Below are 13,971 nucleotides of genomic sequence, written 5' to 3'. Positions count from 1 at the left end.
GAGGAATATCATCGAACCACATGTGCTGGTGTAGCTCAGGGGTAGAGCAACGCACTCGTAATGCGTAGGTCGGGGGTTCAATTCCCTTCACCAGCATCTTTATAAAGTCAATAACGGCGCGGTTTTCCGTCATTCGGGAACCGGGTCGTCTTTGCTATTTAATCCGTTCTCCTACCATTTTTCTACCCTTTAGACTAATGAAGTGTTATTTTCACCGTCGACAGGATCACTTTTGTTCTCGATCAAAGCGTAGAAATTACGCATTAGATTACGAGGACTTACAGGAGTTCCAGTACTGGTTTGAATAACAAACCCCGAATCTTTATAGAGTTTATTATTACATCTTTCATATTCCTGTTTATCCAAGTGATCTCTGAGAAGTTCTACAGTGTTGGCGAAAAGTGCGATTGATCGTACGCTACTATCATTTTTGGTATCGTCAAAGTCGTGTCCTTTCTCTGCAAGAGTGTAAGCTTGGCGGACTGAAGCCATTCTCCTCATAGATCGACATCTACTCTGCGTATGGCCAGGATCTCACTTTGTCTCATGCCTGTTGATGCTGCCAATTCAAAAGCCGTGTAATACTGGTCTTCTTTTGCTGCATCAAGGAACGTTTTCAGCTGCAGCTCGTTCCACACTTCAAATTTCTTCTTTTTCCCTTGGGGAAGGGTTACATATTGAGCTAGTTCTGTGATACCAGGCCTCAAATAACTGCTCGGTGAAGAGCGTCCAGTATGATGACATGAACTTTTTTTATTGATCCAACTGCAAGCTTGGCAAGTAGGGTTTTGTGATACAAGTCATGGAAGTGTTGGGGTTTTAGTTTCGTAGCTTTTATTGAACCCAAGTTTGGGATTATGTGAGTAGATTTGTGTAGGCCCAAGAGAATCCCCCGATGAATCGTAATAGGCATAAATCTTTGTTTCGACCTCATCAATGTGAGGAGTAGGTTGTATGTTACGATCGACATTGAATCTTATGTATGAATTCATTAATGTACCTTCAAACTCCCTTCTTTGAATTTGATCGAGCCTCTTTTCGGCCAATTTAAATGGGACTTTGAATGCCGCAGCAAGAAAATGAATAGCATCCTTACGATTGCCGGGAAGTTTATACTGAGAAATCATGAAGAATGGCATCGCGGCGTAAAGAACTAAATTTTCTGCCTCTATCTCCTGGGCCTGGGTGAAAAGTTTAGGTAAGATCGTTTGATTCCCTGCATGACGAAGAAGGTGGCCTAGCTCATGCAAAAAATCCAGCCACTGTTTAATAGGAGAAAGTCGACTATCGATATTGATGGTATGAATATTTGGATTGATCTCTAATCCCTTGCTTACGATTGGCTTGAAATATACCCAAACATTTAACCGTCTTGCTATTTCTCTAATTGTCAGTAGCTTCGGTGAAGAGATTCCATGTGCATTGTATAGGTCTTCAACAATTTGTTCTAGAGGGGTTAATTTTGTGAAATCTAAACATGATGATACCTCCAACACAGGAATGTACGTTCGAATAAACAGTAAAAATAAAAGCCGTCATCGGCTGAACGGAAGAGGAGATCATCTATAGGGTACTGATGTGTCCGTATCGGTGATTTTTTTCTCTAGGTTTCTTATTTAGTTCAGTACTGCTGGTGGTTATAATCATTGGCTCTGATTTGGCATCTCGTCCAGATGTAATGATACATATTCGGATCATAGGGAAATTCCTCCTATACGGGAATATACGTTCGTTTTTTATTCAAAAAGAAAAGCCGTTTCTGGCTGTCTAACTTTTTTTCCATGATTAGTCGAGTGATTTTCTCTACTCTCCCTGTCTATCTCCAGGTTTCCGGTCTCTTTCTGCTTCTCTTATGAATCTCCAAAACTGCAGGAGTTCCTTTTTCCGTTCCTCGGGAGCGCTCAAATAATCCTTAAAAAATATACCGTGATTTGGATTGATAATGAAGGCCTCAAACTCAGCTTGTTCTTTCTCATCAAAACCATTAACTCGATCAGATGAAATGAGGGTATTAGTTCGTCCAAGTATGTAGTCGGTACTAACATCAAAGAAATCAGCTAATTTTTGAAGAGTGTCGAAATCAGGCTGTGTATCCCCGGTTTCATATCGTGCATAAGTTGCATGATTAAACCCAAGGCGATTAGATAATTCTTGCTGTGATAATCCCTTCTTAGAGCGATTCTCTGAGCCTTTCATTATATGATGTCATGGGTGAGGGTTCGAAGCAAAAAGGTTCTGATCTTCCTAAATGGATGCAAGAACAGCAGCAAGCGGGTAAACCGGATGGACACGAGATGACCTTCGAGGATGCTGATCACGAGCCTGCAGCGAACGAGAACTCTGAAACTGAGGAAAGCCAGGCATCCAACGATGAAGAGATAAACAAGGATGAACTGGAACAGTTCATTTTAAACGAACGTCCTACCTTCGACGAGCTGCCATTTGATTTTCCTATGTTCTTGGAAAAACGTCTAAATGAGGGCAAAACATGGAGTGAAATTTCAAGGATTGCAGGCATTACATCGAGCCAATTACAGCCGAAGTGGAGAAGGTACAAGGAAATGGTCACCAAGATGATGAAGGACGGCGGCGCCGCTTAATAGATACAGTGTCGCAACCCCCGGTCGATACAGACCGGGGTACCTAATTACATGGTTTTAACAGAACGTCAGTTCTTAAATTGGGGAGGGGTAACAGTGGATGAGCAGACCCGTAGACGAGTATTTCAGAAGGTGAAGACCTTCAGCAATCAAAAATTCTGGAACTGGATGAATTACATGCACAGCAGAGCATATGCAAAAGCAGCTCAACATTAGGAAGAAGCAATGGAGATTGTCCTGCAGCCGAAGCAAGCAGCCGCGGTCAAATCAAAAGCAAAAGAAATTCGTGAAAAGTGGGATGGGATGTCTACGGAACTATTGACGATACCGAAGGTGCTGAATTCCATTCACTGGGGGTGTAGTTATGGCGAGATTTCCTAACTGGACGAAAGAGGAAATTGAGTACCTTCAGGATCAGTGGGGAGTAACCAGCATAAAGGGGATGTCAACACGGCTGGGTAAAAGCATGAATGCCGTAAAGCTTAAGGCTCAACGAATAGGGTTATCCGATGCCAGGACGAACTTTGACGGTATAACCGTTTGCCAGCTTGGCAAAGCGCTTGGTCGAGAATACTCCACCATGAAAAACTGGATCAATCGTTATGGGATGCCTGCTAAGAGGAAGTTGTTTGCTCAAAGCGTGAGGGTTTTGGTTATAGCTTATTCCGACTTCTGGAAATGGGCTGAGAAACATAAAGAGCTGCTGAATCTAGCCAAAATGGAGCCAGGAACAATCGGGCCTGAGCCTGAATGGGCCAAAGTAAAACGAAAAGCAGATCAATTAAGGTCTCAGAAAACATGGCAATCTGTTGATTGGACGCCTGCAGAGGACCAGAGACTTGCTCAATCCTGAAAACCGAAATTACTTATCCGGAATTAGCCCGCATGTTTAACCGATCGGAATCGTCCATAAAACGACGAATCCATGATCTTAACCTCAAAATGGGCCAGTCCGCCTGAATAACCTGATCAAATATTACACCAGATGAGGTCCAGACGTTGCTGCGTATGGCTCAGGAAGGATATAGTTACGAAACAATAGGTGCGGTGTTAGGAAAAAGTGCGCTCGGTGTTCGAGGGAAGTTGGAGCGAATGGGGTTTGACTTTAAACGTCGGCGGTTAAAAGAGACAGCAAATTGAAAGGTAAGGCTGATTTTTAGATGTCTGGGCGACCAAGTGAGTTCAAGAGTTGTGCTACGACTAAAGAGCAACCGCATATTACAAGCAAAACAAGAACCATGATAATAACAAATTTCTTACCATTCATCATTTTCACCTCGAAAAGAGTAAGTAGGCAGCGATCTGATATATAGGAGATTATATTAAATTAAATGAAAAGACCCCCTAATCCGTGGTAGGGGCGGGGGGCAATCGGAAATATATTCCTCTCACCGATTATATCACAAAGGGGATTGAGGGGAATGGCGATGGTATGGGGACAAGGGGAACTTTTCGCTAAAGCATCTGAGGATGAGATCCAGACGACGGAATTCTACCTCAGCAATTTTAAATCCATGCAGCTATTCATGAGCGACTTCGAAAAATATCAGAAAGAATTAGCTCAGGTAGCAATTGACGGAGAAGCAGCTCGTCGCATCGATCAGGAGGATCTCCATGCGGATAAGACGGCGAACGCGGTGATACTTACTGAAAAACAGAAGTGGGTGTACGGCCAAAATAGAATTTATTCTTCAATGATACGTAGAGCTCACAGTCAGATTCTCGAAGACGAAGTAAAACAAGCGATTGACCTTCGGTTTCTACAAGGGTACAGCCGGAAGGAGACCATTTTGTTTATGAAGCGCGGCGTAGCGCATAGCACTGTGGACCGGCGGATCAGTGAAGGCATCGAGAGCATGGCCAACACGTTAAAGTTGATGGGATTCTTTGAGGAAATATGCAAAGAATTTTGACGACAAAGTGGGACAAAAAAAGAAATGTTGAAGACCACCTGACGATTTGGCCATGTTACGATAGGAGCATAGAAAAAGGCGAGAATGACACGCACGGCTGCATGAATGCGGCATATGACCGGGGCGTAACTCTTCTCACTTTTTCTATTTATTGGCGATAATACCATCCCGGTTGTAGAACTTTGGGAATAGAGAGCACAGCAAACAAGTTAACTTTGATAGGGAAACATATATGTAACTATAATTATATGAAAAAAAGTAAATAAATTGAAAATTTAGAAATGTAATTATTTTCCTTGACCTGCCGTTATAATTATATATAATTTACAATTAATTCAAAAGAAAGGAGGTTTATCTTTAATTTTTAAAAATATATTAAATAGTAAGGGAGAAATGTAGACCGTGTTACTAAAAAAGAATTACACAAAATTATTATCTGTATTACTAGCATTTGCTTTGCTAGTAGTTAACCTTGTAAATCCCTCGTCCACCGTTAAAGCTGAAGGATTGGAGCAACTAGACGGAGTTGAGGTCCTTGTTAATGACGAGAATGAGATTCGGTTGAAAACGGAAGTAGATGGGTTGGTCGGAATATTAGTTCAAGATCAAGAAACAAAAGAAATAACGCTTACAACTTATGAAGCGGACGAAATTAATCCTAACCCATATTCAATAAATTCCCTGACAAACAATGATAATGTAGAACAATTTGCCCTTAGCTTGGACGACTTTACAGATGAAAAAGGGGCTATAGTTACATATGAGGATCAAGCAACAGGACAGACAGCGACTGTCGGATCGGATGACTCCGAGATTAGACCAATGGTTGTTTGGCTTGCTCCTCTTATTACAATTGTTGGAGCAAAGTTGATTGAGGCTCTTTTGCTAACAGCCGCTGTCATAATACTTAATGAGATTGAATTTGCAAGAACTGATTCTATTGCCAATACTCTTCGAAACAAAGAGTATAATCATTATTATGCAAGAGTAGTGCAAGGAGATGTTTGGATCGGTCCAGCTATCACAGAGTCTTATGCAGCATTCCGTCTTACTTCATTTAATGGTGATGAGGACGTTTCTGGTAATGACGTTTGGTCTAAAACTTTGTCAGGTGCTGTAAAAGTTGCACAAAGAGCGGGAGGCGGTAAGGAGCCAGTCGGACCAGAAATTCACGGTCCTGGTCTTGGGTTCGGATATTATTACCACTACCATACATGGAATCGTGTCGGTGGGCACTCGTTCTTCTAAAACTCTGGAGGTGTAGTTAAGTGGAAAGACTTCATAAGATATTCATCGAACAGGGGTACCCGCTTAAATATACTAATATCGAAGTCGAGGAGATGTTGGTAAAAGAATACTCCGCCAAGGAGATTCCAAAATCGACATTAATTGATTTAATAAATGACCCAGATGTTGACTTCGATTCAATTTACAAGTGTTTCGAAATAGATGATAAGAAAACTCTGGATGGAAAATTTAATGAAATAGAAAAAATGTATCATCAAGAGTACTTTAAAGATCACCCTTCGGAACAGTTCGAAACTGATTGGAGTAAGATTCAGGCTGGAAAATTAATACGCGTAATTTTAATAAGCAATGATAGTGAGACACTAAGTAACTTTACTGTGCAGGGTTTATGTAATAGTCTGGTTAGTGACTTAACCATAATGAAAGGGATTACACCAGAAGAATGCAAACTTGACAATGACTATTATGTAAAATATCTTCAACTATTACAAACAAAAGGCGTCTTATAAGTACTTAATTAGGCAAAGGACATGGTTTTCTAAACCATGTCCTTTTTGCACAGTTGTTTTATTTTACTGCGGCCGGCACCGGACGCAATGCTCTAACGGATCTCTCTGCAGATAAATGCTATATATTGCGTATGGGTGAAGAACGCGGCTTCATTTGGTTGGTCGCAGTACCGTTGGCAGCATGAGCCGGTATTCTACGCTCATATTAAAGGGCAGGCCCCAGCTTGGTACGGCGACCGCCGACAGACCACTGTATGGCGTGCTGGGCTCCCTTTGGAGGAACCTCAACCATCCACGGTCTGGGAAGTGTCCCGAGGTGACGTCGGCAAGTACGTTCATCCGACACAAAAGCCGCTGGAGTTACTTGCCATACCGATCAAGAACAGCAGTCGTCCACGTGCGACCAACTGGATCGGCCCTGCCGGACCATGGAGATCGATCCGAAGTTCTGTGACGTCATTAAACGACGATACCAGGAGGCAACCGGCATTAAACCTGTTCTTATCCATCGTATTGTATAAACCATCTCAATCCTTCAAAGGATAAAGTTGTAAATCCTCTGAAGGATGGTGCTTTCATTGACAAAAAGGATAATCGTAATTTTTTTGGTACTGACTGCGTTACTGCAGGCAGGGTTCTGTTATGGAGAAATAAATAAGCCTGACGAGTCGAGGGAGTTACAATTTCAAGATATGCTAATGCTTTTTCTATTACCGTATATAGACGAGCAGCTCCCACAAATTTATGCACCTTTGTTAACTCAAACACCACAATTGTATCCGTATTTTGTAGATGTAATTAATGTTGAAAGAGTAAACGGTTTTCGCAAATTCGTTTTCTTAATAACTTTAGAGGTTGTTCCCACTGTAGGCCCGCATATTCCTGTGGGAAGAGATCGCTTTACCTTTGAAATATCAACTGATAAAGTGAAGCTTATTAGTGTGAAGCACTTAAAGGGACCTAATAAGGATGACTTCCCTCCAAATTATTTAGATATATTAATAAACTAGATATATTAGCCGTCTGCAGTCAGACGGCTTTTCTTATTGCTTGATAATCTGCCTGAAAACAAAAAAAGGAGGACGCGGTAACGTCCTCCCCTTCGACCAGGGTATCCCCCGGCTGAGATAGCGGCCCGCCGCGCGCGGCATTTAGCTGACATCCGCTATCTCGCATTCCATCATAACGGAAAGCCGAGGGGAACGACAATGGGAACACCTGAGAATAAAGAGTTGCTTATGCAGCATGAGCTCGCAGTCATGGAAGGTATCCTTGGGAGCAAGGAACAATACCGCAAGATCGTCAAAGCCGGCATCGCCAAGTGGGTCAAGGACTTTCAAGATGGCCGGATTGAGATCAAGACGGTGGATGATTTGAAGAAGCTGATAGAAATAGATATTGAGTTACAAAGAGATCACTTTTGAGAGCTCTCTTTATACACTTCGCTTACGATGCTTATGTGACGCTTCAGTATTTTTTGCTTAGTAGTAGAGATAAATATATGGTTTGCTACAATAATGAATAAAATCAAGGAAATGCCGAAAATCAAGTGATAGAAGTAATATCCAAAATTAAAGTTATTTAATATGTCGGTAACATCGTTTATCCATTTTTGTGAGTTGAATTTCTTAAGCTCCTCTTTGTTTGCATTTAGATATGCTAAGAGTGCAGAAGATGTTGTAAGTGAGTAACCTATGAAAGCGATCGCTGCTGTGAATATTAATTTGCTGAATAATTCCACTAATTGCTTGTGGACACTTAAGGACGGATCTGAAGATTCCAAGTTTAACTTTATTATTTTTAATTTATGGGAAGAAAGCGACTTATACGACCTATATAGTGAATCAATAGCATCGTAATCTGATTTTATTAAATCAAAGATAGATGTTTTCCTTAACAATTTTTTGTTTAGGGTCTGGATCATTGATAGCAGTGTTATCCACTCAAGAATAATAATGATAAAGGCAGCAATAAAATACGGGGTTAAATTCACAAAATCCATAAAGTACCTCTCTTCTTTATTTTTCGTTACACAAATGTAATATCGGGTACATCCAAACATTTAATTACTTTTTTTGAGTTGTTGGGGGTGGTGATGGTGTAGCATGGCTAGAGAGAGAAGTCCCGAGCGGGACAAGGCAAAGCAAATGTGGCTGGAGAGCGGCGGGACGATGAAGTTAAAGGACATCGCCGCCGCTCTTTCTATTGGGGAGACGCAGGACCGAAAGTGGAAATTCCAGGACAAATGAGCCAACGATTTGAATAGTAACGTTACCAATGAATCGAAAGGTAACGTTACTAAACGCGGAGCACCCAAACGGAACAAGAACGCTATTGGTAATAGCAGTGGAGCTCCTGCAGGCAATAAACGAGCTGTAGGCAATAAAGGTGGCCCCGGCGGGCCGCCGAGAAACAAGAAGGCCGTTACCACGGGTGAGTTTGAGACGATCTGATGGATGCACTGGAAGAGGATGAGCAGGATCTTGTTGATCAAGTCGACACCGATCCGATTCAACAGGCTGATGAAGCTATTAAACTGTTGTCTATTCGAGAGCGTCGCATGCTTCAGCGGATCGGTAAGCTGATGAATGGATTGACCGAGAAAAAACGAAGGGTCCTGAACGAGCTTAAAGGGATCAAGGATGTATTGACCGTGCATGATGAGATGTCAGGGATCACAAAGACAATCCCTGTTACCCGGACCGAGATGGTTGAATCTCAAGTAGAAGAGACGGAGTATCGGGCCATTGACGATATCCTGAAGATCGAAGATGCATTGACCCGTGTTCAGGCTCAAAAGCTCAAAGCGGTGAAATTGATGAATTTCCTGATTGATGACGAGAAGCAGATTCGTACCGCTCTTCTGTAGATCGAATTGAACAAGCAACAAGGCGTTGCCGGTGCAACACAAAGCTGGACCGGTGTGCCTTGTTTTTTATCCCTGAGCTGAATTCTACGAAATATAATTGATAAATATTTACTATAAAATTATAATTACATCGACACGAAACTACAATTGAAGGGGATTCATGGAAAAATTATGGGCAAATTAAAGTACTTAGATGGTATGCGAGGACTAGCGGCTCTAATTGTCGTTATTGCTCACTTCGTTAATGCCTTTGCTTTATCATTAAAGGATTATGGTAGACCTGAATATCTTCGATATCGATTCATTTCCGAATCCCCTTTGAATATTTTGTATAACGGAGGCTTCGCTGTATGTATTTTCTTTGTTCTAAGTGGATATGTCTTGACTTATCGTTTCTATAGAGACAAGAACCTTAGTACTATCATTGCCAGTGCTAGTAAAAGATACATTCGATTATTAATTCCGATCTTATTTTCAATCTTTGTCGCATATATTTTAATGAAATTGAACTTAATGCAAAATACTAGCGTGGGGGAACTAACTAGATCAGGTTGGTTAGTGCAGTTTTATACATTTGAACCAAGTTTTAAGGATATGATTTTTCAAGCATTCTACGAAGTATTTTTCACAGGTAATTCAACTTACAACACGAATCTTTGGACTATACAAATTGAGTTTTTCGGTTCCTTTATGGTTTTCGCTTTCGTTGCTTTGTTTGGGAAATTGCGCAACCGATATATTATTTACGTTTTGATGTTGTTGTATTTTTATGATTCACATTATCTTGGGTTTGTGTTTGGAGTGATACTAAGCGATCTAGTTCATGGCAACCATGAAAAGTGGGAAGCGTTTAATAAAAAAACATTGACTATAGTGTTGTTTATCTTAGGAATTTATTTTGGTTCTGTTCCAAATTGGGGAGAACAAGGGTTCTTGTATAAGTATATCTTTGATGCATTTAATTGGTCACAAACAAGTATCTTTCTTAACTCGATCGGTGCATTTTTTATAGTATTTGCTTTAATACATTTTGAGTGGATGAAAACATTTTTCTCAACAAAACCGATGGTATTCCTGGGGAGAATCTCTTTCTCACTATATGTGATGCATTTGCTTGTTATCTGCTCTTTCTCCTCCATATTATTTAATATTCTAATAGAACTAGTATCCTATAAGATCAGCGTTATTACAGTCGTTTCGTTGTCAATGATATTAATATTTGGCGTTTCGTATTTAACCTATAAGTACGTAGATGCAAAAGGAATCGCTCTTGCGAATTACGTTTACAATGTATGTTTCAGTCCTGATAAAAACAAAAACTCCAACCTAAATGACAAGAGATCCTGCCAGCACGTAGTGGATGATCATAAAATGTGAGACAAATTATAACACTATCAAGAGAATGCATATTGGGGCTGTTTATTGTTGTCGACAAAATCGTTTTAGCGCAGCAAACACATCCATCTGCAAATGTGATGTTTTCTGCACCTAACATCTGTCGTGAAAAATATTCTGACCTAAAAGAGTGATGGCGTGGCAATGGATTAAAATAGATGAAATTATTTCAGCACACTAAAAAAAGCCCGTCAGTATTTTAACTGGCGGGCTTCAGTCTTCTACCAGAACTTCTATCAATTCTTCTACCCAAATTAGGAACCTATAAGAACTCGTCAGTCCCATTACATGAAGGAAGCCCTATTAATAGTGGGGGTAGGAACTTAAGGGTCCCCAAGGGAAACAGCATACAACGCACTCGTAATGCATAGGTCGGGGGTTCAATTCCCTTCACCAGCATCTTCATAAAGCCAATAACGGCGCGGTTTTCCGACATTTCGGAACAGCGCCATTTCTGTTTAATAACCTACACTTCTAACATTCTTCTAGCCTTTAGTCGAGTAAAGTGCGGTTTTTGTCCTCGATTTGATTCCCTAAGATCGAATCACCAATTGTATTCAGAACAGCTCCTTGCAAGTTGGGTAGCACATGGGAATTGACGCGGAAGAGTTCAGTAACCTGATGGCCGATTTTGGTACCATACCTGTTACGGTGATTGAGGACCCGGTTGTGGAGGATGATTTCGACGTTCAAGGGAGCTAGAGACGCTACGGGGAGATATTTGGCAGCTCGGCTCTCACCGATTGATGTGTGGTGATCAACCAGCATTGAGGATGTAAGCTGCTTGATGGATGGTGAACTGGAAGCACTTGTGGTTACGGACCCACCATATCACGTGGCCGTTGAAAGTGACTCTTCCCGCCTGGCGCTGACGGGCCAGGAGACAATAATGAACGACGACATCCCACAAAGGAATTTGCGGGCTTTTTGCATTCCGTATTTGAGAGGTATGCCGAGCATATGGCGCCGACGGCCGCGATATACGTTTTTCATCCCATCCACGGTTTGGGAAGTGTCCCGTGGTGATGTCGGCAAGTATGTCATCCGACACAAAAGCCGCTGGAGTTACTGGCCATACCGATCAAGAACAGCAGTCGTCCAGGCAACACAGTGGCGAATTTTTTCGGCGGAAGCAGGTCTACATTGACGACTTGTGCCAACTGGACCGGCCCTGCCGTACTATGGAGAGTGATCCGAAGTTCTGCGACGTCAGTAAAAATCGGTACAAGGAACCTACCGGCATAGAGCCAGTCCTCATTTCTCGTTTAGTAAGAGGATATAGTTCGTATTTATTGAATGGATATATATGGGTTGAAGAACTCTTTAAGGAGGCTAGAATGGATCTAGAGAAAGAAATACAAGAACTAAAAGATCGACTTGATTCAGTGGAGAGGAAAGTTGGGAAGAGACCACTTGGTGGTTCGAAGGGGTTGAAGGTTTTGTAATTATAATTGTTGTTTATCTATTGTTAGTTCTTATTGGGATTATCCAATTTGTGAACGCAGGATAAAGACCGCAAAGGGGCGGTCTTTTCTTTAAGGGCGGTTTTCCGTCATTCGGGAACCGGGCCGTTATTTGTTAGTGTTGGCGAATGCGCAATATTATTCGTTCCCATCAAAATGATAAATTAGTTGCACAACGCCTGAGGAGAACGTTCTTGTATTCACCATTTTTAAATTCAACCTCTGTTTTATATCCACAAACAGCGGTTTTCCTTCTCCCAAAACAACAGGGTGAACTGATAATCTATATTCATCAACAAGTCCCAAATTGATAAAAGTCGTAATAAGACTTGCTCCGCCGTACAGCCAGATGTCTTTACCAGGCTTATTCTTTAATTTATTTACTTCTTCAAGAATGCGATCATTTATGAATATTGCTTTATGATCAGTCCCCTTTTGCGTCCTGGAAAACACATACTTTTCTTTACTATGAACCAATTCCCAAAACTCTTTTTCAGAATCCGTATGCCCAATTTCCGGAGTGAATTGTCCCCATAAATCATAGCTTTTTCTTCCATACAAAATGGTATCGATTTGATTTAAAAAATGATTAAACCCCATCTCAGAGTCCATAATGCACCAATCAACTTCACCATGTTTCCCTTCAATAAAACCATCCAAAGTAACCGCTAAATCTAAAATTATTCTTCGTGTCATGATTTATTTCTCCTTTCGTAAACGTTAATCTACCATCCAGTATAGACCTCAAATACGTCACCTTATGTCATAATCTGCCCAACCTCGTTAAAATGATCTTATGTACTCTGAAGTCGTTCCTTCCTGGAGCGGCTTTTTATTTCTCCGAAGGAGCGTGATATGATATGAAATGGATGGAATGGTTGGTACAGAAGGTGAATGCAACATTTTCTTGAGGTGATATTTTGGGGGATAAACCTTTTAAAGCTTTGAGATATATATTCACGTGGATAGCCTTTATTTTTGTTATATGCGTTTGGTTCAGTTCTCACAAAACGTTATATTTAGGGTTTGTAACTCTGTCTGTAAGTGCCGGATACCTGATGCACATTGTAGGGGTGAAAAGAGGAGAAAGTGAAGATAACAAACTGTTCTTGTCCATCATTCCGTGTTGTTTATGTTTTTTAGTCTCGTTATATATTTTTAGTATCACACTTTAGCCCGCCAGCAATAAGCTGACGGGCTTCAGTCGTCTAATAAATTGCCGGGTCGTTATTGTGTAATCCGTACATTTACCCCTTATCTTGATCTAATCAGCAGACATGGCCTCTGCTTTGGTTTCATGGACCGTGCCAAATGGATGCTCAGGAGGAGCATATATCACGTATATTTTTAGCGGTACGCTGCCCATATTGGTTACATTGTGCCATTTTCCAGCAGGTATCATGATGGCATAGCCATCATAGGCCATTTGTTGAAAGTCTAAATTGTTTTTGCTATCGCCCATTTGAACAAGCCCTTGACCTTGTTCAATGCGTATGAATTGGTCGGTTGTGGGGTGAACCTCTAATCCAATGTCATCTCCAACATGAATGCTCATTAGGGTCACTTGTAAGTGCTTCCCTGTCCATATAGCGGTTCGGTACGTATTGTTTTGTTTCGCAGCTTGATCAATATTCAGTACAAGTGGTCTTCGTCCATAATCCGTTATTTGAATATCTTCATCATCACGATACCAACGGGCATCATACCAACTGAAACAATGAGGATTCAAGTTATGAAGCCGGTTGTAATTGTTCCAGTATGGATATCTTGGATCAAACACTTGATAAGGGTAGCATGGGTCGCGGTACATGTTCATTCTCCTTTTATCGTTTCATCATTTTCCGATTATCCTATGCTGCCGCCTAATTAAACGATTCGAAAATGGGCTGGGGCCTATAACTTAAGACAAGCGGTAAGCTAAGACGTGGACATCGTCTTGGACTGCCGCTTTGAGATTTTGAGTTACCCTTGTTA

General features: G+C 41.2%; 16 protein-coding genes, 1 tRNA gene and 1 pseudogene. 14 read left to right on the top strand and 4 right to left on the bottom strand.

Annotation, left to right across the window (positions count from 1 at the left end; genetic code table 11):
* The first annotated feature begins 24 nt into the window (after positions 1-24).
* A tRNA-Thr gene (locus HMPREF9412_RS12210) sits at positions 25-96 on the top strand.
* A 704-nt stretch (positions 97-800) separates the two neighbouring features.
* Here the strand turns inward: HMPREF9412_RS12210 and HMPREF9412_RS32055 are convergent.
* Together HMPREF9412_RS32055 and HMPREF9412_RS12195 are read right to left on the bottom strand one after the other, a co-directional pair.
* The gene (locus tag HMPREF9412_RS32055; RefSeq protein WP_175320764.1) at positions 801-1,496 is read right to left on the bottom strand and encodes an ImmA/IrrE family metallo-endopeptidase; all 696 of its coding nucleotides are present in this window, start codon (positions 1,494-1,496) and stop codon (positions 801-803) included.
* Positions 1,497-1,803: 307 nt separating this feature from the next.
* Positions 1,804-2,196 (bottom strand): helix-turn-helix domain-containing protein, encoded by a 393-nt coding sequence (locus HMPREF9412_RS12195; RefSeq protein WP_036672024.1) that lies wholly within the window; start codon positions 2,194-2,196, stop codon positions 1,804-1,806.
* 11 nt (positions 2,197-2,207) lie between these two features.
* Between HMPREF9412_RS12195 and HMPREF9412_RS31705 the strand changes: the two genes are divergently transcribed.
* The 13 genes and pseudogenes from HMPREF9412_RS31705 (at position 2,208) to HMPREF9412_RS33655 (ending at position 11,779) form a co-directional block, all read left to right on the top strand.
* A complete protein-coding gene (locus HMPREF9412_RS31705) occupies positions 2,208-2,600 on the top strand; it encodes a hypothetical protein (protein WP_009591809.1) in 393 nt (130 codons plus the stop codon).
* 225 nt (positions 2,601-2,825) lie between these two features.
* Positions 2,826-2,981, top strand: a complete 156-nt coding sequence (locus HMPREF9412_RS32895; protein WP_009591815.1) for a hypothetical protein — start codon at positions 2,826-2,828, stop codon at positions 2,979-2,981.
* On the top strand, positions 2,965-3,453 hold the full coding sequence (locus HMPREF9412_RS31700; protein WP_009591797.1) for a hypothetical protein: 489 nt from the start codon (positions 2,965-2,967) through the stop codon (positions 3,451-3,453). Before HMPREF9412_RS32895 ends, HMPREF9412_RS31700 begins: the two co-directional genes overlap by 17 nt.
* 568 nt (positions 3,454-4,021) lie before the next feature.
* Positions 4,022-4,513 (top strand): hypothetical protein, encoded by a 492-nt coding sequence (locus HMPREF9412_RS12180; protein ID WP_139083939.1) that lies wholly within the window; start codon positions 4,022-4,024, stop codon positions 4,511-4,513.
* 402 nt (positions 4,514-4,915) lie between these two features.
* Entirely contained in the window at positions 4,916-5,761 is an 846-nt protein-coding gene (locus HMPREF9412_RS12175; RefSeq protein ID WP_009591826.1) for a hypothetical protein, read from the top strand.
* A gap of 20 nt (positions 5,762-5,781) precedes the next feature.
* A complete protein-coding gene (locus HMPREF9412_RS12170) occupies positions 5,782-6,270 on the top strand; it encodes a hypothetical protein (RefSeq protein ID WP_036672021.1) in 489 nt (162 codons plus the stop codon).
* A gap of 126 nt (positions 6,271-6,396) precedes the next feature.
* A pseudogene (locus HMPREF9412_RS32050) lies at positions 6,397-6,791 on the top strand (DNA modification methylase); the annotation flags it as partial.
* Between the two features lie 57 nt (positions 6,792-6,848).
* Entirely contained in the window at positions 6,849-7,280 is a 432-nt protein-coding gene (locus HMPREF9412_RS12165) for a DUF3888 domain-containing protein (protein ID WP_441295368.1), read from the top strand.
* 198 nt (positions 7,281-7,478) lie between these two features.
* Positions 7,479-7,694, top strand: coding sequence for a hypothetical protein (locus tag HMPREF9412_RS12160; protein WP_009591796.1), 216 nt, complete (start codon positions 7,479-7,481; stop codon positions 7,692-7,694).
* Between the two features lie 681 nt (positions 7,695-8,375).
* Positions 8,376-8,519: a phage terminase small subunit-related protein gene (locus HMPREF9412_RS32045; protein ID WP_009591824.1), complete on the top strand. Its 144-nt coding sequence runs from the start codon at positions 8,376-8,378 to the stop codon at positions 8,517-8,519.
* 203 nt (positions 8,520-8,722) lie between these two features.
* Complete coding sequence (locus HMPREF9412_RS12150; protein ID WP_009591822.1) at positions 8,723-9,139, top strand: hypothetical protein; 417 nt, start codon at positions 8,723-8,725, stop codon at positions 9,137-9,139.
* Positions 9,140-9,310: 171 nt separating this feature from the next.
* Positions 9,311-10,516 carry an acyltransferase family protein gene (locus HMPREF9412_RS12145; RefSeq protein WP_009591799.1) on the top strand — a complete coding sequence of 402 codons (1,206 nt, stop codon included), beginning with the start codon at positions 9,311-9,313 and terminating at the stop codon, positions 10,514-10,516.
* 1,077 nt (positions 10,517-11,593) lie between these two features.
* A complete protein-coding gene (locus HMPREF9412_RS33655) occupies positions 11,594-11,779 on the top strand; it encodes a hypothetical protein (protein ID WP_368072380.1) in 186 nt (61 codons plus the stop codon).
* Positions 11,780-12,135: 356 nt separating this feature from the next.
* On the opposite strand, the gene HMPREF9412_RS12135 is transcribed toward HMPREF9412_RS33655, so the two are convergent.
* Both HMPREF9412_RS12135 and HMPREF9412_RS12130 read right to left on the bottom strand, forming a co-directional pair.
* Positions 12,136-12,693, bottom strand: a complete 558-nt coding sequence (locus HMPREF9412_RS12135) for a dihydrofolate reductase family protein (protein WP_009591813.1) — start codon at positions 12,691-12,693, stop codon at positions 12,136-12,138.
* Positions 12,694-13,261: 568 nt separating this feature from the next.
* Positions 13,262-13,807 carry a cupin domain-containing protein gene (locus tag HMPREF9412_RS12130; protein ID WP_009591820.1) on the bottom strand — a complete coding sequence of 182 codons (546 nt, stop codon included), beginning with the start codon at positions 13,805-13,807 and terminating at the stop codon, positions 13,262-13,264.
* Positions 13,808-13,971 lie beyond the last annotated feature (164 nt).

It is taken from the genome of Paenibacillus sp. HGF5 (genome assembly GCF_000204455.1).
Taxonomy (GTDB): Bacteria; Bacillota; Bacilli; order Paenibacillales; family Paenibacillaceae; genus Paenibacillus_AQ; species Paenibacillus_AQ lautus_A.
The sequence above is the reverse complement of the archived record's forward strand: the minus strand, read 5'-3'. Positions and strand labels throughout refer to the sequence as shown.